Below are 22,211 nucleotides of genomic sequence, written 5' to 3' on the forward strand. Positions count from 1 at the left end.
GGTGGTCGCCGGCAGCAGGTCGGACACGAGGTCCATCGCGCCCTCCTGCAGCATCCCGATCGGTGCGCCGCTCGCGTCGCGCTCGATGCGCCCGTCGACCGGATCGGGGGTCGCCGCGGTGATCCCCGCGCGCTCGAGCGCCGCGGTGTTGACCCAGGCGCCGTGCCCGTCGCGGTTGGCGAGGAAGGCCGGGCGCCCTCCGGTGACCGCGTCGAGCGCGGCCGCCGTCGGCACCCCGCCGGGGAACGCCTCCATGCCCCAGCCGCTGCCCCTGATCCACTCGAGGTCCGGGTTCGCGGCGCTGTACGCCGCGATCCGCTCGAGGTGGCCCGCCGCGGTCCGCTCGTCGTTCAGGGCCAGCCGCAGCAGGTCGATGCCCGCGTGGTACGGGTGGATGTGCGAGTCCTGGAACCCGGGCGTCACGAGGGCGCCGCGGGCGTCGAGCTCGGCGGTCCCGCCGGGCGCGGCCTCGACCGCGTCCGGCCCGATCGCGGCGATCCGGCCGCCCCGGACGAGCAGGGCCGCGTCGACGACGCCCGACGGCGTGAACAGCCGGCCGTTCCGCACGAGCAGGTCTCCGGTCACGAGTCGAACCCCAGTCCCACGGCGTCGAGGGTGCGGAGGAACGCGCCGCGACGCCCCTCCCGGTGGTCCGCGCGGTCCAGCGCGAAGCGGGTGGCCTGCACCGCTGGCCAGGTCGCCGGCTCGGGCGGGAACGGCAGCGGCGTCGAGCGGACCATCGGGTTCGTCGTCCTCCGCGTCTCGAGCCCGTCGAGCAGGTCGAGCAGCACGTCCGCCGCGTAGTGGGTCGCGCCGACGCCGAGGCCGGTGAAGCCGAGGGCGTAGGCGACCCGACCGCCCCACGCGGTGCCGAAGAAGGCGCAGAACCGGGAGCAGGTGTCGATCGCGCCGGCCCAGCGGTGCGTGAACCGCACGTGCGCCAGCTGCGGGAAGGTGAGCGCGAAGTGGGCGGCGAGCCTGCGGAAGGTCTGGGGCCGCTCCTCGTACTCCGGCCGGATGCGCCCTCCGTAGTGGTAGATCGCGTCGTAGCCGCCGAACAGGATGCGTCCGTCGTCCGTCAGCCGGTAGTAGTGGAACTGGTTCGCGCTGTCGCCGATGCCCTGCCGGCCCTGCCAGCCGATCGCGGCGCGGTCGGCGGCGGACAGCGGCTCGGTCATCAGCACGTAGTCGTAGACCGGCACGGTGAAGAGGCGGAGGCGCGTGAGCAGGGCGGGGAACGCGTTCGTCGCGAGCACGACCCGGTCGGCGTGCACCGTGCCGGCCTCGGTGCGGGCGTCGACCCCGGTGCCCGCGCGCTCGATGCCGAGAACCGGGGTGCGCTCGAACAGCTCGACGCCCTCGGCCGCGCAGGCGTGCGCGAGGGCGTCCGCCAGCCGCGCGGGGTCGACGAGCGCGCCGTCCCTCGGCCGCAGCAGGCCGCCGAGGTACGTGGGGGAGGCGACCTCCGCGCGCATCGCCGGCCCGTCCAGGAAGCGGGCGCGCTCGCCGTCGTGCTCCTCCTCGAGCCAGGCGACCTGGTGCGGCTCGGTCGCGACGCCGAGGACGCCGGAGCGCTCCCAGTCGGCGTTCCGATCGAAGCCGAGGACGTCCGCCTCCATCGCGTCGAGGTTCTCGAGCCCGTCCGCGTCGAGCGCGTCGTAGTCGGTCGCGAACCGGGTGCGGCCGTTGGTCTCGCCGTGGGTCAGGCTCGCCTCGACGAAGCCGCCGTTCCGGCCGGAGGCGGCCCACCCGTTCGTGCGCGCCTCCAGCACGACGACCCGCGCGCCGGGATCGCGGCGCTTCGCCTGCAGCGCCGTCCAGAGCCCGGTGTAGCCGCCGCCGACGACGAGCAGGTCGCAGGTCAGGCCCGCGGTCAGCGCCGGGTGCCGGTCGCCGGGCGTGCGGTCGAGCCAGAAGCTGCCCTGCGTGCTGCCCGCGAGGGCTGCGTCGACCAGCCGCTCGTCGACGGGCCGGTCGAACACGGTCTTCGGCATCGGGGACCTCCGAGCGGATCGGCGACCGATTCCGTCGCGAGCGGTGCCTGCGACCGAGCGTATCGGCCGCCGCGCGCGCTCCGAGCGACCGATTCCGTTTTGAAGGAACTTCTCGCCGAGCGCGCGACAAGTTCCTTCAAAACGGAATCAGGGGCGTCGGGTCGTCACCGCCAGCGCCACGCCGCCCGCGACGAGGCCCCACAGCGCGCTGCCGACGCCGGCGACGGCCACCCCCGAGCCGACGACCAGGAAGGTCACCGCGGCCGCGACGCGGGTGCCCGGCCGCTCGATCGCCGACGCCACGGCGCCGACGAACGCGCCGATCAGCGCCAGCCCGGCGGCCGCCTCCACGAGCGCGGGCGGCTGCTCGCCGACGAGCCCGGCGACGACGCCGGCGGTCGCGGCGAGCACGATGTAGGTGCAGCCGGAGGCGACGCCCGAGATCCAGCGGCGGTCCCGGTCCGCGCCGGCGTCCGGCCCGACCATGATCGCGCCGGTGATGGCCGCGAGGTTCGCCTGCACCGCGCCGAACGGGGCGGCCACCGCGCTGACGGCCCCTGAGGCGACGAGCGCCAGCCGCGTCGGCGGCACGTACGCGTTCGCCTTCAGCACGGCGATGCCGGGCAGCTGCTGGCCCGCCATCGTGACGAGGTAGAGCGGCACCCCGAGCGCCACGATCCCGACCGGGTCGAGGGCGGGCGCGGTGAGCACGGGGAGGGGCGCGAGGACGGCGCCCGCCGAGCCCTGCAGCACCGTGACGACGAGTGCCGCGACGATCACGCCCGGGCCGGCGGCCCTCGGCGCGAACCGGGAGAGCACCAGCCATCCCGCGACGAGCGGCAGCACCAGCCAGGGGGTCACCACCGCCTCCCGCACCGGCGCCAGGCAGAACGGCAGCAGCACCCCGGCGAGCAGCCCGCCGGTCAGCGCGGCGGGGATCCGGTCGATCCAGCGCGCGAACGCGGGCACCGCGCCGGTCACGACGCCGAGCAGGCCGGCGAGCACGAAGGCGCCGACCGCCGTGCCGAATGAGGCGGGATGCGCCGCGACCAGCAGCGCGGCGCCCGGCGTCGACCACGCGAAGCACGCCGGGATGCGCAGCCGGAGCGAGACCGCGATGGACAGCGCGCCGTTCGCGAGGCACAGCGCGGCCAGCCCGGAGGCGGCCTGCGCGGCGGAGGCGCCTGCCGCGGTCAGGCCGGCCAGCAGCACCGCGACCGAGCCGAAGAAGCCGGTGAGCGTCCCGACGACTCCGGCCAGCGCGGGCTGCGCGATCCCGCTTCGCGCCGCCGTCACCGGGGCTCGCGGGCGAGTCGCAGCGCCGCGGCCGCCATCGCCGCGGTCGCCATGTCGTCCGTCATCCACAGCGGCACGGCACCCGCCCGGATGCCGGCGGCGGCGAGCGCCGGGAGCGCGGCGGCGTCCACCTCGTCGACGAGCCAGCCGTCGAGCACCCCGCCGGCGGACCGCGGGCCGTAGTGCTGGGCGATCGCGCCCGCGTCGGTCGCGACGCCGATCGCGGTCAGGCACGCGTCGGCCATGCCGCGCACGACGGACCCGCCGATGACGGGGGAGAGCCCGACGACCGGCGCGGGGGTCGCGGCGAGCGCCTCCCGGATCCCGGGGATGGTCAGGATCGTGCCGATCGACACCACCGGGTTGGAGGGGGCGAGCAGCACGACGTCCGCGTCGCGGATCGCCTCCACGACGCCCGGCGCGGGCCTGGCCGCCTCCACCCCCGGCTGCACGAACGCCCTCGCCGGCAGCGCCGCGCGGGTGCGCACCCACCACTCCTCGAAGTGCAGCTCGCCCTCGTCGGTGAGGACGTGCGTCTCCACCTCGTCGTCGGTCGCGGGCAGCAGCCGCACGCCGATCGGCCAGCGCGCCGCGAGCCGCTGCACCGCGGCGGACAGCGGCAGGCCGTCGCGCAGCATCGAGGTCCGCGCGACGCAGGTGCCGAGGTCGAGGTCGCCGAGGGTGAACCACGGCCAGCCCACGCCGAACGCGGCCAGCTCGCCGGCGACGCGCTCGGTCTCCTCCGCCCGGCCCCACCCGCGGGTCTCGTCGTTCACGCCCGCGAGCGTGTACAGCAGCGAGTCGAGGTCCGGGGTGACGCGCAGGCCGGCCAGCCAGACGTCGTCCCCGGTGTTCGCGACCACCGTGACGTCCGCCGACGGCCCGTCGAGGGATCGGAGGTGGGCGCGCAGCCCGCGGACGAAGCGCGCCCCGCCGACCCCGCCGGCGAGGACGACGACGCGGAGCGGCTCCATCCCTCGAGCCTAGGCAGCCCGCGACCGGGCCGGCTCCGGCGCGTTCGACTCCGGAACGCAACGATCCCGTCTTGCCGCCGAAACAGGGGAGGGGCAGGCTCAGCCTGGTGAGCACCATCAGAGCAGCCATCACCCAGACGACGTGGACCGGGGACAGGGCGTCGATGCTCGACAAGCACGAGGGGTTCGCCCGCTCCGCGGCCGCCGACGGCGCGCAGGCGATCTGCTTCCAGGAGCTGTTCTACGGCCCGTACTTCGGCATCACCGAGGACGCGAAGTACTACGACTACGCGGAGCCGGCCGACGGACCGGTCGTGACCCGGTTCGCGGCGCTCGCGAAGGAGCTGGGCGTGGTCACGGTGCTGCCCATCTACGAGGAGGCGCAGACCGGCGTGTACTACAACACCGCGGTCGTCGTCGACGCCGACGGCACGGTGCTCGGCAAGTACCGCAAGCACCACATCCCGAACCTCGACCGCTTCTGGGAGAAGTTCTACTTCCGCCCGGGCAACCTCGGCTACCCGGTCTTCTCGACCGCGGTCGGGAAGGTGGGCGTCTACATCTGCTACGACCGGCACTTCCCGGAGGGCTGGCGGGAGCTGGGCCTGAACGGCGCCGAGATCGTCTTCAACCCGAACGCGACGAAGCCCGGGCTGTCGAACCGGCTGTGGGAGATCGAGCAGGCCGCCGCGGCCGCCGCGAACGGCTACTTCGTCGCCGCGGCGAACCGGGTCGGGCGCGAGGACAACGAGTACGGCGAGCTCGCCGTCGACTTCTACGGCTCGAGCCAGTTCCTCGACCCGCGCGGCAACCTCGTCGGCGACCTCGGGTCGAGGACGGAGGAGGAGGTCGTGATCCGCGACCTGGACCTCGACCTGATCCGGCAGGTGCGGAACGACTGGCAGTTCTACCGGGACCGCCGCCCCGACTCCTACACGGCGATCACCGCCCCCTGACCCGAATCTCTCCACCCGAAGGAGCCTCATGTCGAGGACGCTGATCAAGAACGGCACGGTCGTGAACGCGACCGGCAGTGCCCAGGCGGACGTGCTGATCGACGGGGAGACGATCGCCGCCGTCCTGGCACCCGGGTCGACCCTGCTCGGGTTCGATGTGGAGGGGCACGTCGACACCGTGATCGACGCCGCGGGACGGTACGTGATCCCCGGCGGCATCGACGCCCACACCCACATGGAGCTGCCGTTCGGCGGCACGAACGCCTCCGACACGTTCGAGACCGGCACCCGCGCCGCGGCATGGGGCGGCACGACCACGATCATCGACTTCGCGGTCCAGCGGACGCGGGAGCGGGTGCTCGACGGCCTGGCGGCCTGGCACGCGAAGGCAGACGGGCAGTGCGCCGTCGACTACGGCTTCCACCAGATCGTCGGCGGCGTCGACGCGGAGGCGCTCGCGACCCTGCCGAGGCTGATCGACGAGGGCATCAGCAGCTTCAAGCTGTTCATGGCCTACCCCGGCGTCTTCTACGCGGACGACGCGCAGATCCTCCGCGCCATGCAGGTGTCCGCCTCCACGGGGCTGCTGACGATGATGCACGCGGAGAACGGCCCGGCGATCGACGTGCTGGCGGAGCAGCTGGTGGAGGCCGGGAAGACGGCGCCCTACTTCCACGGCGTCGCCCGCGCCTGGCAGATGGAGGAGGAGGCCACGCACCGCGCGATCATGCTCGCGAACGTGACGGGCGCGCCCCTCTACGTCGTGCACGTCTCCGCGAAGCAGGCGGTCGCCCAGCTCGCGACGGCGCGGGACGCGGGGCAGAACGTCTTCGGGGAGACGTGCCCCCAGTACCTGTACCTGTCGCTCGAGGACCAGCTGGGTGCCGTGGGGGAGGAGTGGGGCGACTTCGAGGGCGCGAAGTGGGTCTGCTCCACCCCGCTGCGGTCGAAGGAGGACCGGCATCAGGAGCACATGTGGCAGGCCCTGCGGACGAACGACCTGCAGATGGTCTCGACCGACCACTGCCCGTTCTGCATGAAGGGCCAGAAGGACCTGGGCCTCGGCGACTTCCGGGCGATCCCGAACGGCATCGGCTCGGTGGAGCACCGGCTCGACCTGCTGTACCAGGGCGTCGTGACGGGCGAGATCACCCTGCCGCGGTGGGTCGAGCTGATCTCGACGACGCCGGCGCGGATGTTCGGCCTGTACGGCAGGAAGGGCGTGATCCAGCCGGGCGCCGACGGGGACGTCGTCGTCTACGACCCGGCCGGCCACACCTCCATCGGCGTCGGACCCGGCCGGACGCACCACATGAACATGGACCACTCAGCGTGGGAGGGGTTCGAGGTCGACGGGCACGTCGACACCGTGCTGTCCCGCGGCAAGGTGATCGTCGACGGCGGCGAGTACCTGGGCTCGAAGGGCGACGGCCGCTACCTCAAGCGCGGCCTCTCGCAGTACTTGATCTGATGCGGAACGGACCGGTCCCGTCGCGACCCGGGAGGGGCGCGCAGCGCCCCGGCCGCTCATGCGGCCGCTCCTTCGCAGGCGCGCCAGGGCCTGCCGCGGAGCCGCGCCAGCGGCGGAGCGGCGCGTCCGCCGGGGCCGGCGAAGCCGGTCGCGCGCGGACCGCTCCCGAGCGAAGCGAGTAAGAACGATGCAGTTCGGCGCCGTCCTCCAGACGAATCCGCCCGCGTCGCGGACCGTGCAGCTGGCGAGGCTGGCGGAGGCGCACGGCTTCAGCCACGTGTGGACGTTCGACTCCCACCTGCTGTGGCAGGAGCCCTACGTCATCCACTCCGCGATCCTCGCCGAGACGAGGCGCATCAAGGTCGGCCCGTTCGTCACCAACCCGGCGACGCGCGACTGGACCGTCACCGCCTCCGTCTTCGCGACGCTGAACGAGATGTACGGCAACCGCACCGTGTGCGGCATCGGCCGGGGCGACTCCGCGGTGCGCGTCACGAACGGCGCCCCCACGACGCTGAAGACGCTGCGCGAGTCGATCCACGTCATCCGGGAGCTCGCGAACTCCCGGTCGGTGCAGCACAACGGCGCCACTCTTCGGTTCCCGTGGAGCACCGGCTCCGAGCTCGAGGTGTGGGTCGCCGCGTACGGGCCGCTGGCGCTCAAGCTGACGGGCGAGGTCGCGGACGGCTTCATCCTGCAGCTCGCCGACGTCGACATCACCGAGTGGATGATCGCCTCCGTCCGGAAGGCCGCGGCCGACGCCGGCCGCGACCCCGACTCGATCACGATCTGCGTCGCCGCACCCGCCTACGTCACCGACGGCACGGAGGCGGGCCTCGCGCACGCGCGGGAGCAGAGCCGCTGGTTCGGCGGCATGGTCGGCAACCACGTCGCCGACATCGTCGCGAAGTACGGCGAGGGGTCGGCGGTGCCGTCCGCGCTCACCGACTACATCCGCGCCCGCGAGTCGTACGACTACAACGAGCACGGCCGCGCCGGGAACACGCACACCGCGTTCGTGCCGGACGAGATCGTCGACCGGTTCTGCGTGCTCGGCACGGCGGGGGAGCACATCGCGAAGCTGGAACGCCTCCGCGCGCTCGGCGTCGACCAGTTCGCCGTCTACCTCCAGCACGACAACAAGGAGGAGACGCTGCGGCAGTACGGCGAGACCGTGATCCCGGACCTGCGCGACGCCGTGACGGCGAAGTCGTGACCGAGGCGCTGCCGGCCGCCGCGGACATGAGCGCCGCGCTCGTCGCGCCGCGCCCGCGGCGCGGACCGCATCCGCTGCTGCGGCGCGCGCTGCTGACGCTCGCCGGGGTGCTGGTCCTCATGCTGGTCTGGGAGGCGTACAAGGCGGTGGGGCCGGCCGCGGGTGTGCGCGTCGCGGGCACGCTCGTCCTGCCGCGCACCGACGACGGCGACATGCCGCACGTGTGGACGACGGCCGCGGAGCTGCTCCGGCCGATCAGCTCGCTGCCGGGCAGCACGACGGTCGGCGCCGCCGTGCTCGCGGCCAGCGTGACCACGCTGGCGATCGCGGCCCAGGGGTTCGCGATCGGGCTCGTCGCCGGGGCGGCGCTGGCGCTGCTGATGGCCAGGTTCCGCATCGCGGAGCGCGGCCTGCTGCCGTGGATCGTGCTCAGCCAAACGGTGCCCCTGATCGCCCTCGCACCGCTCGTCGTCATCTGGGGCTCCGCGCTGCCCGGATGGACCTCGTGGAGCAGCGTCGCCGTGATCGCCGCCTACCTCGCCTTCTTCCCCGTCTCGGTCGGGCTGCTGCGCGGGCTCGAGTCCCCGGAGGCGGTGCATCGGGACCTGTTCGACGCGCAGGGCGCCGGGTGGTGGCGCACGCTGATCCACCTCCGGCTGCCCGCCAGCGTGCCGTTCCTGCTGCCCGCGCTGCGGCTCGCCGCCGCCAGCGCGGTCGTGGGGACGGTCGTGGCGGAGGTGTCCACGGGCACCGACGGCGGCATCGGCCGCACCATCCTCGCCTTCGCGGTCCAATCGACGGGCAACCCGGCCAGGCCGTGGGCCGCCGTGCTCGGTGCGGTCGCGGTCGGCCTCGTCACAGCCGCCCTCGTCGCGGCAGCGGGCCGCCTCCTCCTGCGCTTCCGGCGCGCGGAGGCCACGGCATGACCGCCGTCAGCGTGCGCGGCGCAAGCAGGGTGTTCCCCGGCGACCGCGGGTCGAGCGTGCACGCACTCGCCGACGTCGGGCTCGAGGTCGCCGACGGGGAGTTCGTCTCCCTCATCGGACCGTCCGGCTGCGGCAAGTCGACGCTGCTGCGCCTGATCGCGGACCTCGACGTGCCCTCGTCCGGGACGATCGAGGTGTTCGGGGAGCCGGCGGCCGCGGCGAGGAGGAGCCACGCCTACGGCGTCGCGTTCCAGCAGGCGGGTCTGCTGCCGTGGCGCACCGTCCGGGCGAACGTGGCGCTGCCGCTGGAGCTGCACGGCGCGCCCAAGGGCGAGCGCGCCGCCCGCGTCGACGACCTGCTGCGCCTCGTGGGGCTCACCGACTTCGCGGACCGCTTCCCGGACCAGCTCTCCGGCGGGATGCAGCAGCGGGTCGCGATCGCCCGCGCCCTGGCGGAGCGGCCTCGCCTGCTGCTCATGGACGAGCCGTTCGGCGCCCTCGACGAGATGACGCGCGAGCGGATGCAGACCGAGCTGGCCCGCATCCGGGCCGAGACCGGCGCCGCGGTCGTCTTCGTCACCCACTCGATCCCGGAGGCGGTGTTCCTCTCCGACCGCATCGCCGTCATGTCGCCGCGGCCGGGCCGGATCGTGGAGGTGGTGCCGGTCGCGCTGGGCGTGCGCGAGGAGGGGGTGCGCGAGGCGCGCGACTTCTTCGCAGCGGTCACCGCGGTCCGGGGTGCGCTGCACGGCGAGGGCACCTCCGCCGGCCTCGGGATGGACCTGCGATGAGGACCGCGCTCGGCCGCGGCTCGGCGATCTGGCCGCCGGTCGTCGTCGCGATCCTCTTCCTCGCGATCTGGCAGCTGCTCGTCCTCGCATTCGACATCAAGCCCTACCTCCTGCCCTCGCCCGCCGCGATCATCGCCCAGCTGCTCCTCGCGCCCCAGCTGGTGGTCGCATCGGCCACGACGACGGGCGTGAACGCGCTGATCGGCTTCGCGGGCGGGGCGGTGATCGCGGTCGTCCTCGCCGCGCTCGCCAGCCGGATCGCGCTCCTCGACGACGCGAGCGCCCCGATCGTCGCCGCGGTGGCGGTGCTGCCGATCGTGTCGGTCGCGCCCGTGCTCTACGCCATGTACGGCGCGGACTCCCAGGGCCCTCGGCAGGTCGTCGCGGGGATCGCGGTCTTCGCCCCCGTGTTCCTGAACACGCTGCGCGGCCTGCGGCAGGTCCGGCCGGTGCACCGTGACCTGATGCGGGCCCTCGACGCGTCCGGATGGCAGCTGACCCGGTCGGTCACGGTGCCGGGGGCTCTGCCGTACCTCTTCACGGGCCTGAACGTCGCCTCGAGCCTCGCCGTCATCTCCGCGCTCGTCGCCGAGTACTTCGGCGGCCCGCAGGACGGGCTCGGGTCGGCGATCACCTCCGCGGCCGCCACCAGCGCCACGTCGACCGCGTGGGCGTACGTGACCGGCGCCATCGCGCTGGGGCTGCTCTTCTTCGGCGCGACCCTCGCGCTCGAATGGCTCGTCGCGCGCCCGCGCCTCTGAAGACGTCCCGGCACGTCCGGGCTGCACCACAGCAACCGCACCGTCCATCTCACAGCAGGGAGTACCGATGCAGCACCCCACCCGCCGCCGAGCCCTCGGCGGCATGCTCGCGATCACCGCCACCGCGGCGCTCGCGCTGACCGGCTGCGCCCCGGGCGCGAGCACCACCGCGCCGGCCGCCTCCTCGTCCTCCGGAGGCGCGCTCACCCCCGTGAAGATCCAGCTCCAGTGGGTCAAGCAGGGCCAGTTCGCCGGCTACATCGAGGCGGTGAAGCAGGGCTACTTCACGGACGAAGGCCTCGATGTGACCCTGCTCGAGGCGGCCCCGGACACCGTCCCGCAGACCGTGCTCGCGTCCGGCAAGTCCGACTACGCCGTGGCGTGGGTGCCGAAGGTGCTCGGCTCGATCGAGCAGGGCGCCGGGGTCACCGATGTCGCCCAGATCTTCCAGCGCTCCGGCACGCTCCAGGTGTCGCTGAAGAAGACCGGGATCACCTCGGTCGCCGACTTCAAGGGCAAGAACATCGGGTCGTGGGGCTACGGCAACCAGTTCGAGCTCTACGCCGGCATGACGGAGGCCGGCCTCGACCCCGCGAAGGACGTGAAGGTCGTGCAGCAGGCGTTCGACGAGAAGGGGCTGCTCTCCGGTGACATCGCCGCGTCGCAGGCGATGGTCTACAACGAGTATGCGCAGATCCTCGAGACGAAGAACCCGGCCACCGGGAAGCTGTACCAGCCGAGCGACCTGGACGTCGTCAACTGGACGGACGACGGGGTCGGCATGTACCAGGACGCCCTCTGGGCGTCGAGCGACAAGCTCGCCTCCGACAAGGCCTACCAGGCCCAGACGGTCAAGGTCATCAAGGCGGTGCTGAAGGGCTGGATCTACGCCCGCGACCACGTCGAGCAGGCGGCGACCGACGTCGTCGCCGCAGGCAGCAAGCTCGGCGCGAGCCACCAGCTGTGGCAGACGAACGAGGTGAACAAGCTGATCTGGCCGAGCCCGGACGGCATCGGCATGATCGACACGACCCTCTGGGACCGGACGGTGAAGATCGCGCTGACCGCGAAGGACGGCACCGGCAAGACCATCATCACGAAGGATCCGCCCAGCACGGCGTACACCAACACGTACGTCGAGAAGGCGCTGGCCGAGCTGAAGAAGGACGGCGCCGACGTGACGGGCGCGTCGTTCGCGCCGGTCGCGGTCACCCTGAAGGAAGGCGGCCAGTAGTCGCGTCCGGTCCCGGGATCGCCGACCAGGGGCGCCCCTGGTCGGCGGTGCCGGGTCGGAGCAGACGCCGGCGCCGCGCCTAGAGTCGAGCCGTGACCAAGGACGACGCCCGGCACGACCAGCTGACGACCGCGCCGGCGGCGACGGAGGCGGACGCGGCCCCGCGCATCGACGTGGACACCAGCGAGCCGGGGACCCGACGCATCGAGTGGCGCGACGACGCGCCCGTCCGGCCGGGCGCCCCCGACGCGCCGCGCAGCACCGACGCCACCGACCAGGAGGACGGACACCCATGACCCTGCAGGCCATCGACGAGGCGACGACCCTCGAGCTCGACCGGCACGTGTTCCACTCCTGGAGCGCGCAGGGCGCCCTCGCGCCGATCGTCGTGGCGGGCGGCTCCGGCTGCGAGGTCTGGGACGACGACGGGAACCGCCTGCTCGACTTCTCGAGCCAGCTGGTCAACACGAACATCGGGCACACCCACCCGAAGGTCGTCGCCGCGATCCAGCAGCAGGCCGCGATCCTGCCGACGGTCGCTCCCGCGCATGCGAACCGCGTCCGCGGGGTGGCCGCGGAGCGTGTCCTCGGCGTCGCCGGAGAGCCGTTCTCGAAGGTGTTCTTCACGAACGGCGGCGCCGACGCGAACGAGAACGCGATCCGCATGGCGCGGCTGACGACCGGCCGCGACAAGGTGCTCTCGACCTACCGCTCGTACCACGGCAACACCGGCGCGGCCGTCGTCGCGACCGGCGACTGGCGGCGGGTGCCGAACGAGTACGCGCGCGGCCACGTGCACTTCTGGGGCCCGTTCCCGTACCGCAGCGAGTTCTGGTCGGCGACGCCGGAGCAGGAGGTGGAGCGCGCGCTGCACGCGCTGCGTCGCATCGTGGAGGCGGAGGGTCCCGCCTCCATCGCCGCGATCCTGGTCGAGACCGTGCCGGGCACGGCCGGCGTGATCGTGCCGCCGCCCGGCTGGCTCACCGGCCTCCGCGCGATCGCCGACGAGTGGGGGATCGTCCTGATCTTCGACGAGGTGATGGCGGGCTTCGGCCGCACCGGCGACTGGTTCGCGTTCCAGAACCCGACGATCAACCCGGACGGCGTCGTGCCCGACCTGGTCACCTTCGCGAAGGGCGTCAACTCCGGCTACGTGCCCGCCGGCGGCGTGATCATCCCGCCGGCCATCGCGGCGGCGTTCGACACCCGCGTGTTCCCGGGCGGGCTCACGTACTCGGGGCACCCGCTCGCGATGGCGTCGATCGTCGCGACGATCGACGCGATGCGGGAGGAGGGGATCGTCGACAACGCGCGCCGCATCGGCGCCGAGGTGCTCGCGCCCGCCCTCGCCGGCCTCGCCGAGCGGCACGCCGTGATCGGCGACGTCCGCGGGCTCGGCGTGTTCTGGGCGCTCGACCTCGTGGCGGACCCGGGTACGAAGACGCCGCTGCCGCCAGCCGAGATGGTGCGGATCAAGCACGGGCTGCTCGGGGCCGGCCTGCTGCCGTTCGTGCAGGACAACCGCGTGCACGTCGTGCCGCCGTGCATCGTCACGGACGAGCAGGTCGCCCGCGCGATCGCGATCTACGACGCCGTCCTCCCCTGAGCCGAGCGCTTCAGCAGGAAGAATCCACTTCGGCAGGAAGAACCGGGCGAGTTGTTCCTGCTGGACGTGTTGATTCCTGCTGACCGGCTCCGTTCTTCCTGCTGACGTGCTCCGCCCCTTCGGCCCGCGTGGGGTTCGACGGCGCTCGCGGAAGCCGGCTGTTCCCCTCCGCCGCCCGTCGGGTTAGAGTCGCGATCGTGCGGGGGTTGACTCGCACAACCTCGGACGTCGACGACGCGTCAGGAGCGGCCATGGCGGCAGGCCCGGATCCCACGGCGCCCGCTGCCGCGGGCCCGCCGCCGGTCCCGGTCTACTTCGTCGCCGAGCAGACGGGCATCAGCGCGGAGGCGATGGGCAACGCCCTCCTGGTCCAGTTCCCGGACATCCGCTTCGAGCGGCACCGCATCCCGTTCATCACCTCCATCGCGGAGGCGCGGAAGGCCGTCGAGATCCTCGACGCCGCGATGAAGGGGCCGCGGCAGCCCCTGGTGTTCACGACGATCGCCGACGACACGATCAGCGGCGTGCTGCGCTCCAGCCGCGCGCCGATCATCGACTTCGTCTCCTCCCACCTCGGCCAGCTGGAGAGGATCCTCGGCTCGCGCGCCCTGCACCTCGCGGTCCGGGTGCACGGCGTCGACGACCAGGTCCGCTACGACCGGCGGATGGAGGCCGTCGAGTACGCGATCGAGCACGACGACGGCGAGAGCCTGCGGCACTACGCCGACGCGGACGTGATCCTGCTCGCCCCGTCGCGGTGCGGGAAGACGCCGACGACGATGTACCTCGCGCTGCAGCACAGCGTCTTCGTCGCGAACTACCCGCTGGTGCCGGAGGACCTCGAGGTCATCGACCTGCCCGACCCGGTGCGGCGGCTGCGCGCGCGCTGCTTCGGCATCCTGACCACCCCTGAGCGGCTCAGCCAGGTCCGCCACGAGCGCCGGCCGGACTCGACCTACGCGTCGATCGACCAGTGCCGGTGGGAGCTCGACCGCGCGGCGAAGATGTTCCGCTCGCACCGCATCCCGACGGTGAACTCGTCCGCGAAGTCGGTCGAGGAGATGTCGACCGTGATCCTGCAGCACCTCGGCCGGTCATGATCACAGGCGATCAGCGACGGAAGATCGGCGGATCTTCTCGGATGCGCAGGGTCGGAGGGACCTTCGCGGCGCGATCGCTGCCGATCCTGCCGCGGCGGTACCAGGCTTCCGGCATGACCTCGGCCACGCCGGCGACGGCCCTGCGCACGCCTCCAGCTCCCGACGTCGTGCGGGTCTTCTTCATCTCCGACAGCACGGGCATCTCGGCGGAGACGATGGGCAACGCCCTGCTGCTGCAGTTCCCGGACCTGCCGATCGAGCGGCGCCTCCTGCCCTTCGTGACGACCGTGGAGGAGGCGGCCGAGATCGTCGCCCGCCTCGACGCCGCCGCGGCGGAGGGACCGGCGATCGCGTTCTCGACGACGGCGGCCGAGGACGTGCGGACGGTGCTGCTGACGACCAGGTGCACCCTCATCGACTTCTTCGACCTCCACCTCCGCACCCTGGAGGGGGTGCTGGACCGGGCGGGCACGCGGCGGCCCGCCCGGCTGCACGGCATCGGCGACGCCCAGCGCTACAACGCGCGGATGGCGGCGGTCGAGTACGCGATGGAGCACGACGACGGCGCGAGCGGCCGGGCGCTCGACAAGGCCGACGTCGTGCTGCTCGCCCCCTCCCGGTGCGGGAAGACGCCGACGACGATGTACCTCGCGCTGCAGCACGGCCTGCTCGTCGCGAACTACCCGCTCGTGCCGGAGGACCTCGAGGTCCTCGACCTGCCCGAGCCCGTGCGGCGGCTGCGCGCCCGGTGCTTCGGCATCCTGACCACGCCGGAGCGGCTCAGCCAGGTGCGCACGGAGCGCCGGTCGGCCTCGACCTACGCGTCGATCGGGCAGTGCGCGTGGGAGCTCGACCGGGCCGCCCGGATGTTCCGCTCGCACCGCATCCCCACCGTCGACTCCTCCGCGAAGTCGGTCGAGGAGATGTCGACCGTGATCCTGCAGCACCTCGCCCGGGCCTCGGCGCCCGCCTCCGGCACCGCACCGCAGCACCGACGAAGCACCACCTGACGAAGCAGCACCGCCGACCAGCACCGACGAAGGAGTCCACCGGATGAGCACCACGGCCACGCCCACCACCACGACCCACCGCACCGCGAGCGGTGACAACGTCCGCTGGTTCGCGGACCTCGGCCTGGCCGACCTCGAGGAGGTGGGCGGGAAGAACTCCTCCCTCGGCGAGATGATCTCGAGCCTCGCCGACCTCGGCGTGCGCGTGCCCGACGGCTTCGCGACGACCGCCGACGCGTACCGGCGCTTCGTGCGCGGCGGTCTCGCCGAGCGCATCGACGGCCTGCTCTCGGGGCTCGACATCGACGACGTGGAGACGCTCGCGAAGGTCGGCAAGGAGATCCGGGAGGCGGTGCTGCAGCAGCCGTTCCCGGCCGACCTCGAGGCCGACATCCGGCGGGCGTACGACGAGCTGACGGAGGGGGACGCGGAGGCGTCCTTCGCGGTCCGGTCCTCCGCGACGGCCGAGGACCTGCCGGACGCGTCGTTCGCGGGGCAGCAGGAGACGTTCCTGAACGTGCGCGGGATCGAGGCGATCCTGACCGCGGTCCACGAGGTGTTCGCCTCCCTCTACAACGACCGCGCGATCGCGTACCGCGTGCACCACGCCTTCGCGCACGACGTCGTGGCGCTGTCCGCCGGGGTGCAGCGGATGGTCCGCTCCGACATCGGGGCCTCCGGCGTGCTGTTCACGATGGACACCGAGTCGGGGTTCCGCGACGCGGTGTTCGTCACCTCCTCCTACGGGCTGGGGGAGGCGGTCGTGCAGGGCGCCGTGAACCCGGACGAGTTCTACGTGTACAAGCCCGCGCTCGCGGCGGGCCGGCCGGCGATCCTGAAGCGGCAGGTCGGCGGCAAGGCGATCAAGATGATCTACACGCAGGACCGGGCGGTCGGGCGGACGACGGAGTTCGTCGACGTGGACGAGGCGGACCGCGGGCTGCTGTCGCTGACCGACGACGAGGTGCTCGAGCTCGCGCGCCACGCGCTGGTCATCGAGGAGCACTACGGCCGCCCGATGGACATCGAGTGGGGCAAGGACGGCGGCGACGGGCGGCTGTACATCCTGCAGGCCCGCCCGGAGACCGTGCAGTCGCGGCGCTCGACCGCGACCAGCACCCGCTACCGCCTCGACGGCAAGCCCGCCTCCCGCACCGCGCTCGTCGACGGCCGGGCGATCGGTCAGAAGATCGGCGCGGGAGCGGTGCGGGTGCTGTCCGACGTCGGGCAGATGGCCGCCTTCCAGCAGGGCGAGGTGCTCGTCGCCGACATGACCGACCCCGACTGGGAGCCGATCATGAAGCGGGCCAGCGCGATCGTCACCAACCGCGGCGGCCGCACCTGCCACGCGGCGATCATCGCCCGCGAGCTGGGCATCCCCGCCGTGGTCGGCACGGGGAGTGCGACCAAGGACCTGGCCGACGGACGCGAGGTCACCGTGTCCTGCGCCGAGGGCGACACCGGTTTCGTCTACGAGGGCCTGCTCGACTTCTCGGTCGAGGAGACGCAGCTGGGCGGCATGCCCGACATCCCGGTGAAGATCATGATGAACGTGGGGACGCCGGACCAGGCGTTCGCGTTCTCCCGGCTGCCGAACCGCGGCGTCGGCCTCGCGCGGCTCGAGTTCATCATCAACCGGCAGATCGGCATCCACCCCAAGGCGCTGCTGGACCTCGCCGCGGACCCGTCGGCGCTGCCGGACGACGTCCGCGCGGACGTGCAGGAGCGCATCAAGGCGTACGCCGGGCCGAGGGAGTACTTCGTGCAGCGGGTCGCGGAGGGGGTGTCGATGATCGCCGCGGCGTTCGCGCCGGAGCCGGTGATCGTGCGGCTCTCCGACTTCAAGTCGAACGAGTACGCGAACCTCGTCGCGGGCGAGCTGTACGAGCCGCACGAGGAGAATCCGATGATCGGCTACCGGGGCGCGTCCCGGTACCTGTCTGCAAACTTCGCGGAGTGCTTCGCGATGGAGTGCGAGGCGATGCGCCTGGTCCGCGACGAGATGGGGCTGACGAACCTGAAGCTGATGATCCCGTTCGTCCGCACCCTCGGGGAGGCGGAGGGGGTGATCGCGCTGCTGGCGAGCAACGGCCTCGTCCGCGGCGAGAACGGGCTGCAGGTGATGATGATGTGCGAGCTGCCGTCGAACGCGGTGCTGGCGGACCGCTTCCTCGACCACTTCGACGGGTTCTCCATCGGCTCCAACGACATGACCCAGCTGACGCTGGGGCTCGACCGCGACTCCGCGCTGGTCGCGGCCGGGTTCGACGAGCGCGATCCTGCGGTGCTGCACATGCTGGAGATCGCGATCACGGCCGCGAAAGCCCGCGGGAAGTACGTCGGCATCTGCGGCCAGGGCCCCTCCGACCACCCGGACCTCGCGGCCTGGCTGCTCGGGCAGGGCATCGACACGATGTCCCTGAACCCCGACACGGTGGTGGACACCTGGCTCGCCCTCGCGGCGGTGGAGGCGGTCGCCTCCTCCTGACCTTCGACGGGACGCGTGCCCGGCTTGCATGAGCACTTCGGCAGGCTGTCCGCGCTTCGGCAGGCCGGCCGGGCCCCGCGTGGCCTGCCGAAGCGCGCGCAGCCTGCTCAAGTGCCCGCGTGGCCTGCCGAAGCGCGCGCAGCCTGCTCACGTGCTCCGGCTGGCTCGCGTACACTGCTCCGCCGTGAACGCGCGCAGCCCCTACCTCCAGAACGTGCGCGACCTCGTGCGGCACCCCGGCGAGATGCGCGAGCGGACGCTCGACATCACCGTCTCCGAGCACCTGGGCGAGGGGATGATCGCGGTGCAGGACGGCGCGCCGCTGCACATCGACCTGAAGCTGGAGTCGCTCCACGAGGGCGTGCTCGCCTCCGGCACCGTCGTCGGGACCGCGGACGGGGAGTGCGCCCGGTGCCTCGCCCCGGTGTCGCTGCGGGTGCGAGTCGAGTTCGCCGAGCTCTTCGGGTATCCTGCCGATGAACCGTTCGACCACCAGCTCGATGGCGACCAGCTCGACCTGGAGCCGGTGGTGCGGGACGCGGTGGTGCTGGCACTGCCCTTCCAGCCCGAGTGCGTCGACGGTTGCGAGGACCTTGAACTCGGTCCCGGCATCAGCCTGATCACGGCCGATGACGAGCGCGAGAAGCCCGCGGATCCCAGATGGGGCGCCCTGCAGGCCTTCAGCTCTGGAGAGCAGAGCCGCGCAGGGGACACAGACAGCAGAGAAGAGAAGTAGTCATGGCGGTTCCGAAGCGCAAGCAGTCGCGCAGCAACACCCGCTCGCGTCGTTCGCAGTGGAAGGCCGAGGCCCCCACGCTGGTCAAGACGATCGAGAACGGCAAGGTCGTGTACTCCCTGCCCCACCGCGCCAAGGTGGTCGAGGGCTCGGACGGCGTCCCCCTGTACCTGGAGTACAAGGGCCGCCGCGTCGCCGACGCCTGATCGGGTGGGCGCCGCTGCGGACCGCGCGGCGCTCCTCGCGGTGCTCGGCGTCGAGATCGACGCCGTCCTGCTCGAGACCGCGCTGACGCACCGCTCCTACGCGTACGAGCACGGCACCGCCGACAACGAGCGCCTCGAGTTCCTGGGCGACAGCGTGCTCGGCCGCGCCGTCACGGCGATGCTCTACGCGACCCACGAGGACGAGGACGAGGGCGCGCTCGCCAAGCGGCGCGCCGGTCTGGTCTCGACCGTCGCGCTCGCGTCGATCGCCCGGACGCTGGGGCTCGGGACGTTCCTCCTCCTCGGTCGCGGGGAGGTGCTGACCCGCGGGGCGGAGAAGCCGTCGATCCTCGCCGACGCCGTCGAGTCGCTGATCGGCGCGACGTTCCTGTCCGCCGGCAGCGAGGCCGCGGAGGCGCTCGTGCTGCGGCTCGTGCAGCCGCTGGTCGACGACCCCGCCTCCACCGGCGCGATCACCGACCCGAAGACCGCGCTGCAGGAGGAGGCGGCCAGACGCGGGGCGCCGCCGCCCGCCTACGAGCTCGCCGGCGAGGGCCCCGAGCACGCGCGCGTGTTCACGGCGACCGTCACGGTCGCCGACGTCACGGCGACGGGCACCGGCACCAGCAAGAAGCAGGCCGAGGTCGCCGCGGCCTGGGAGGCGTACCGGGCGCTGCGTGCCTGAGCTGCCCGAGGTCGAGGTCGTCCGCGCGGGGCTCGAACCCGCCGTGACCGGCGCGGTGGTCGCGGGCGTGGAGGTGCTCGAGCCCCGATCGCTGCGCCGGCACCTCGCCGGGGCCGACGACTTCGAGGCCCGACTCGTCGGGCGGCGGCTCACCGGCGCCGTCCGCCGCGGCAAGTTCCTCTGGCTGCCGGTCGAGCCGCGCGACGGGGAGGCGCCGGTCGCGGTGCTCGGCCACCTCGGGATGAGCGGGCAGCTGCTGCTGCGCGCCCCGGGCGCCGAGCCCGACCGGCAGCTGCGGGTGCGGCTCGCGCTCGAGCACCCGGAGCACGGCGACCTCGTCGTCGCCTTCGCGGACCAGCGGATCTTCGGCTCGCTCGCGCTCGACCCGCTCGAGCCGACGGCGGACGGCGCTGCGGGCGGTCGCGGCACGGCGGCGGCGCTCGTCCCGCAGCACGTCGCGCACATCGCCCGCGACCCGCTCGACCCGGCCTTCGACGACGACGCGGTCGTCGCGCGCCTGCTGCGGCGCAGGACCGGCATCAAGCGGGCCCTGCTCGACCAGACGCTCGTCTCGGGCATCGGGAACATCTACGCCGACGAGGCGCTGTGGGCGGCCCGCCTGCACGCGGACGCGACGACCGACCGCCTCCGCGGCCCGGCCGTGCGGCGCCTGCTCGCCGAGGTGCGGCTGGTGCTGGAGCGGGCGCTCGCCGACGGCGGCACCAGCTTCGACGCCCAGTACGTGAACGTGAACGGCGCCTCCGGCTACTTCTCGCAGCGCCTGAACGCGTACGGGCAGCAGGGCAGGCCGTGCCCGCGCTGCGGCACGCCGATCGTGCGCGAGGCGTTCATGAACCGGTCGAGCCACCGATGCCCGCGGTGCCAGCGCCGTCCGCGCGCCGCCTGACGACCTGCGCGACCGCGTACAGCGCGGCGCCGACCACCAGCGCGACGCCCCCCGCGAGCCACACCGGCCCCTCCTGCTGCGTGAGCAGCAGCACGCAGGACGCGATCCCGAGTACTGGCACGAAGGTCCACACCCGGAAGTGCCGGTGCTCGACCGGCTTGCGCCGCAGCACCAGCACCGACACGTTCACCGCGATGAACACGAACAGGAGCAGCAGGACGACGGTGGAGGCGAGCAGCGAGAGGTCGCCGATCAGGGTCAGCAGCATCGCGACCGCCGTCGTGACGACGATCGCGACCCACGGGGTGCGGCGCTTCGTCAGCGTACGGCCCAGCACCGACGGCAGCAGCCCCTGCTCGGCCATCCCGAACGTGACCCGGCTCGCCATGATCATCGTGAGCAGCGCGCCGTTCGCCACGGCCACCAGTGCGATCGCGCTGAACAGGGCGTCGGGGATCGGCACGCCGGAGGCGGACACGACCGCGAGCAGCGGGCCCGAGCTCTCGCTCAGCCGCGCGGCGGGCAGCGCGGTCGCGCTGGCGACCGCGACCAGCACGTAGACGACGCCGGCGGTGAGCAGCGCGCCGAACAGCGCCTTCGGGTAGACCTTCGACGGCTCGCGGACCTCCTCCGCGATGTTCGCCGACGTCTCGAAGCCGACGAAGGAGTAGTAGGCGATGATCGCCGCCGCGAGCGTCGCGGTCGCCGGGTTCGCGCCGGCCGGGAACTCGGTCGCACGGGAGACGTCCCCGCCGCCGCCGCCCACCAGGATCCCGACGCAGACGATCACGAGCACGAGCCCGCTCACCTCGATCACGGTCATGATCACGTTGCCGCGGGTCGACTCCTGGATCCCGCGCGCGTTCACCAGCGCGACGATCGCGAGGAACACGATCGCGGCGGGGATCGGCGGGACCGGGAGGAAGGTCCCGAGGTAGTCGCCGGCGAACGCGAGGGCGAGCCCGGCCGCGCTCACCACGCCCGCCGCCAGCATGCAGAACCCGACCAGGAACGACAGCAGCGGCTTCCCGAACGCCCGCTCCGCGAAAACCGCCGCGCCGCCGGCCCGCGGGTACTTGGTGACGAGCTCGGCGTAGGAGCCCGCGGTCAGCAGCGCGAGCAGCAGCGCCACGACGAGCGGCAGCCAGAGGACGCCCCCGACCTCCTCCGCCAGCACCCCCATCAGCGCGTAGATGCCCGCGCCGAGCACGTCGCCGAGGATGAAGAGGAACAGCAGCGGGCCGGTGACGACCTGCCGCAGCTTCGAGCCGGTGCGCTCGGTCTCGACCGCCGACGCGGTCATCGGGCGGCCTCGGCTGTCGTGAGCATCGGGCGACCGTACGTGCTGGGAGTCGAGTGCGCGCGGGCTGGACAGCGGTGGGGAGGCAGGGTAGGCGCCGACCGGCAGACTGACGGCATGACCTTCCAGGCGTACCTCGATGCCGTCGAGCGGAAGACGGGGCTGACCCCGCGGCGGCTCGTCGCGATCGCGCACGAGAAGGGGCTCGACGCGCCGGGCACGAAGGCCGGCGAGATCCTCGCCTGGCTGAAGGCGGACTACGACCTCGGCCGCGGGCACGGCATGGCCATGGTCCACGTGATCCAGAAGAGCGAGCGGATCGACGCGAAGCACGTCGGCACCACCGGCGTCCACCGCGACGACGCCGACACGCTCTGGCTCGACGGGATCGCGACCAGGCCGTAGGGAGCGCCCGGCACCCGCGTGCTACCGTGCCGTCGACTTAAGAGCGAGCCGGCCCGGGATCCGATCCCGTCCTGCTCGCTCGCCTCCACCCGGAGTACAGCCTCGTCGTCCTGACGAGCCAGTCACGGTCCTCGCTCCCGAGGGCCACT

At 72.9% G+C, this 22,211-nt stretch carries 22 protein-coding genes; 17 read left to right on the plus strand and 5 right to left on the minus strand.

Annotated features, from left to right (window positions below):
- The 4 genes from ACFE60_RS06340 to cofD all read right to left on the minus strand — a co-directional run.
- A partial coding sequence (locus ACFE60_RS06340; protein ID WP_375388002.1) for an amidohydrolase family protein occupies positions 1-585 on the minus strand: 585 nt, incomplete at its 3' end.
- Positions 582-1,994: an NAD(P)/FAD-dependent oxidoreductase gene (locus ACFE60_RS06345; RefSeq protein WP_375388003.1), complete on the minus strand. Its 1,413-nt coding sequence runs from the start codon at positions 1,992-1,994 to the stop codon at positions 582-584. The genes ACFE60_RS06340 and ACFE60_RS06345, both read right to left, overlap by 4 nt.
- Positions 1,995-2,141: 147 nt before the next feature.
- A complete protein-coding gene (locus tag ACFE60_RS06350) occupies positions 2,142-3,290 on the minus strand; it encodes a benzoate/H(+) symporter BenE family transporter (protein WP_375388004.1) in 1,149 nt (382 codons plus the stop codon).
- Complete coding sequence (gene cofD, locus ACFE60_RS06355; RefSeq protein WP_375388005.1) at positions 3,287-4,264, minus strand: 2-phospho-L-lactate transferase; 978 nt, start codon at positions 4,262-4,264, stop codon at positions 3,287-3,289. The genes ACFE60_RS06350 and cofD overlap by 4 nt, the downstream gene beginning before the upstream one ends.
- Positions 4,265-4,371: 107 nt before the next feature.
- On the opposite strand from cofD, the gene ACFE60_RS06360 reads away from it, so the two are divergent.
- The 16 genes from ACFE60_RS06360 (at position 4,372) to mutM (ending at position 20,357) form a co-directional block, all read left to right on the plus strand.
- Positions 4,372-5,220, plus strand: a complete 849-nt coding sequence (locus ACFE60_RS06360) for a nitrilase-related carbon-nitrogen hydrolase (RefSeq protein ID WP_375388006.1) — start codon at positions 4,372-4,374, stop codon at positions 5,218-5,220.
- A 28-nt stretch (positions 5,221-5,248) separates the two neighbouring features.
- Positions 5,249-6,691 (plus strand): dihydropyrimidinase, encoded by a 1,443-nt coding sequence (hydA, locus tag ACFE60_RS06365; protein ID WP_375388007.1) that lies wholly within the window; start codon positions 5,249-5,251, stop codon positions 6,689-6,691.
- Between the two features lie 187 nt (positions 6,692-6,878).
- Positions 6,879-7,907, plus strand: a complete 1,029-nt coding sequence (locus ACFE60_RS06370) for a TIGR03842 family LLM class F420-dependent oxidoreductase (protein WP_375388008.1) — start codon at positions 6,879-6,881, stop codon at positions 7,905-7,907.
- Positions 7,904-8,833 carry an ABC transporter permease gene (locus ACFE60_RS06375; RefSeq protein ID WP_375388009.1) on the plus strand — a complete coding sequence of 310 codons (930 nt, stop codon included), beginning with the start codon at positions 7,904-7,906 and terminating at the stop codon, positions 8,831-8,833. The genes ACFE60_RS06370 and ACFE60_RS06375 overlap by 4 nt, the downstream gene beginning before the upstream one ends.
- Positions 8,830-9,624, plus strand: a complete 795-nt coding sequence (locus ACFE60_RS06380; RefSeq protein ID WP_375388010.1) for an ABC transporter ATP-binding protein — start codon at positions 8,830-8,832, stop codon at positions 9,622-9,624. The genes ACFE60_RS06375 and ACFE60_RS06380 overlap by 4 nt, the downstream gene beginning before the upstream one ends.
- Positions 9,621-10,385, plus strand: coding sequence for an ABC transporter permease (locus ACFE60_RS06385; protein ID WP_375388011.1), 765 nt, complete (start codon positions 9,621-9,623; stop codon positions 10,383-10,385). The genes ACFE60_RS06380 and ACFE60_RS06385 overlap by 4 nt, the downstream gene beginning before the upstream one ends.
- 67 nt (positions 10,386-10,452) lie before the next feature.
- Positions 10,453-11,619 (plus strand): ABC transporter substrate-binding protein, encoded by a 1,167-nt coding sequence (locus ACFE60_RS06390; RefSeq protein WP_375388012.1) that lies wholly within the window; start codon positions 10,453-10,455, stop codon positions 11,617-11,619.
- Between the two features lie 92 nt (positions 11,620-11,711).
- The gene (locus ACFE60_RS06395; protein WP_375388013.1) at positions 11,712-11,915 is read left to right on the plus strand and encodes a multidrug transporter; all 204 of its coding nucleotides are present in this window, start codon (positions 11,712-11,714) and stop codon (positions 11,913-11,915) included.
- Positions 11,912-13,225, plus strand: a complete 1,314-nt coding sequence (locus ACFE60_RS06400; RefSeq protein ID WP_375388014.1) for an aspartate aminotransferase family protein — start codon at positions 11,912-11,914, stop codon at positions 13,223-13,225. Before ACFE60_RS06395 ends, ACFE60_RS06400 begins: the two co-directional genes overlap by 4 nt.
- A gap of 251 nt (positions 13,226-13,476) precedes the next feature.
- Positions 13,477-14,325: a pyruvate, water dikinase regulatory protein gene (locus ACFE60_RS06405; protein WP_375388015.1), complete on the plus strand. Its 849-nt coding sequence runs from the start codon at positions 13,477-13,479 to the stop codon at positions 14,323-14,325.
- Between the two features lie 113 nt (positions 14,326-14,438).
- Positions 14,439-15,335, plus strand: a complete 897-nt coding sequence (locus tag ACFE60_RS06410) for a pyruvate, water dikinase regulatory protein (RefSeq protein WP_375388016.1) — start codon at positions 14,439-14,441, stop codon at positions 15,333-15,335.
- Positions 15,336-15,378: 43 nt separating this feature from the next.
- The gene (gene ppsA, locus ACFE60_RS06415; RefSeq protein ID WP_375388017.1) at positions 15,379-17,823 is read left to right on the plus strand and encodes a phosphoenolpyruvate synthase; all 2,445 of its coding nucleotides are present in this window, start codon (positions 15,379-15,381) and stop codon (positions 17,821-17,823) included.
- Positions 17,824-18,007: 184 nt separating this feature from the next.
- Positions 18,008-18,559, plus strand: a complete 552-nt coding sequence (locus ACFE60_RS06420; RefSeq protein ID WP_375388018.1) for a DUF177 domain-containing protein — start codon at positions 18,008-18,010, stop codon at positions 18,557-18,559.
- Positions 18,560-18,561: 2 nt separating this feature from the next.
- Complete coding sequence (rpmF, locus tag ACFE60_RS06425; RefSeq protein WP_375388019.1) at positions 18,562-18,765, plus strand: 50S ribosomal protein L32; 204 nt, start codon at positions 18,562-18,564, stop codon at positions 18,763-18,765.
- A gap of 4 nt (positions 18,766-18,769) precedes the next feature.
- Entirely contained in the window at positions 18,770-19,450 is a 681-nt protein-coding gene (rnc, locus tag ACFE60_RS06430) for a ribonuclease III (protein WP_375388020.1), read from the plus strand.
- Positions 19,443-20,357, plus strand: coding sequence for a bifunctional DNA-formamidopyrimidine glycosylase/DNA-(apurinic or apyrimidinic site) lyase (gene mutM, locus ACFE60_RS06435; RefSeq protein ID WP_375388021.1), 915 nt, complete (start codon positions 19,443-19,445; stop codon positions 20,355-20,357). Before rnc ends, mutM begins: the two co-directional genes overlap by 8 nt.
- Here mutM and ACFE60_RS06440 read toward each other — a convergent pair.
- Positions 20,299-21,660 (minus strand): APC family permease, encoded by a 1,362-nt coding sequence (locus tag ACFE60_RS06440; RefSeq protein ID WP_375388022.1) that lies wholly within the window; start codon positions 21,658-21,660, stop codon positions 20,299-20,301. The genes mutM and ACFE60_RS06440 overlap by 59 nt on opposite strands.
- 114 nt (positions 21,661-21,774) lie before the next feature.
- Here ACFE60_RS06440 and ACFE60_RS06445 point away from each other — a divergent pair, with 114 nt between their 5' ends.
- Positions 21,775-22,062, plus strand: a complete 288-nt coding sequence (locus ACFE60_RS06445) for a DUF4287 domain-containing protein (protein ID WP_375388023.1) — start codon at positions 21,775-21,777, stop codon at positions 22,060-22,062.
- Positions 22,063-22,211: the final 149 nt, after the last annotated feature.

The sequence above is a fragment of the uncultured Amnibacterium sp. genome, from assembly GCF_964245895.1.
Taxonomy (GTDB): Bacteria; Actinomycetota; Actinomycetes; order Actinomycetales; family Microbacteriaceae; genus Amnibacterium.

Bases quoted from the DNA above. Each gene is read 5' to 3' on its own strand.
- rpmF (WP_375388019.1), top strand. From the start codon at position 18,562: ATGGCGGTTCCGAAGCGCAAGCAGTCGCGCAGCAACACCCGCTCGCGT.
- cofD (WP_375388005.1), bottom strand. From the start codon at position 4,264: ATGGAGCCGCTCCGCGTCGTCGTCCTCGCCGGCGGGGTCGGCGGGGCG.
- ACFE60_RS06400 (WP_375388014.1), top strand. From the start codon at position 11,912: ATGACCCTGCAGGCCATCGACGAGGCGACGACCCTCGAGCTCGACCGG.
- ACFE60_RS06390 (WP_375388012.1), top strand. From the start codon at position 10,453: ATGCAGCACCCCACCCGCCGCCGAGCCCTCGGCGGCATGCTCGCGATC.
- ACFE60_RS06405 (WP_375388015.1), top strand. From the start codon at position 13,477: ATGGCGGCAGGCCCGGATCCCACGGCGCCCGCTGCCGCGGGCCCGCCG.
- ACFE60_RS06445 (WP_375388023.1), top strand. From the start codon at position 21,775: ATGACCTTCCAGGCGTACCTCGATGCCGTCGAGCGGAAGACGGGGCTG.
- ACFE60_RS06410 (WP_375388016.1), top strand. From the start codon at position 14,439: ATGACCTCGGCCACGCCGGCGACGGCCCTGCGCACGCCTCCAGCTCCC.
- ACFE60_RS06440 (WP_375388022.1), bottom strand. From the start codon at position 21,660: ATGACCGCGTCGGCGGTCGAGACCGAGCGCACCGGCTCGAAGCTGCGG.
- ACFE60_RS06345 (WP_375388003.1), bottom strand. From the start codon at position 1,994: ATGCCGAAGACCGTGTTCGACCGGCCCGTCGACGAGCGGCTGGTCGAC.
- ACFE60_RS06380 (WP_375388010.1), top strand. From the start codon at position 8,830: ATGACCGCCGTCAGCGTGCGCGGCGCAAGCAGGGTGTTCCCCGGCGAC.
- ACFE60_RS06370 (WP_375388008.1), top strand. From the start codon at position 6,879: ATGCAGTTCGGCGCCGTCCTCCAGACGAATCCGCCCGCGTCGCGGACC.
- hydA (WP_375388007.1), top strand. From the start codon at position 5,249: ATGTCGAGGACGCTGATCAAGAACGGCACGGTCGTGAACGCGACCGGC.
- ACFE60_RS06385 (WP_375388011.1), top strand. From the start codon at position 9,621: ATGAGGACCGCGCTCGGCCGCGGCTCGGCGATCTGGCCGCCGGTCGTC.
- ppsA (WP_375388017.1), top strand. From the start codon at position 15,379: ATGAGCACCACGGCCACGCCCACCACCACGACCCACCGCACCGCGAGC.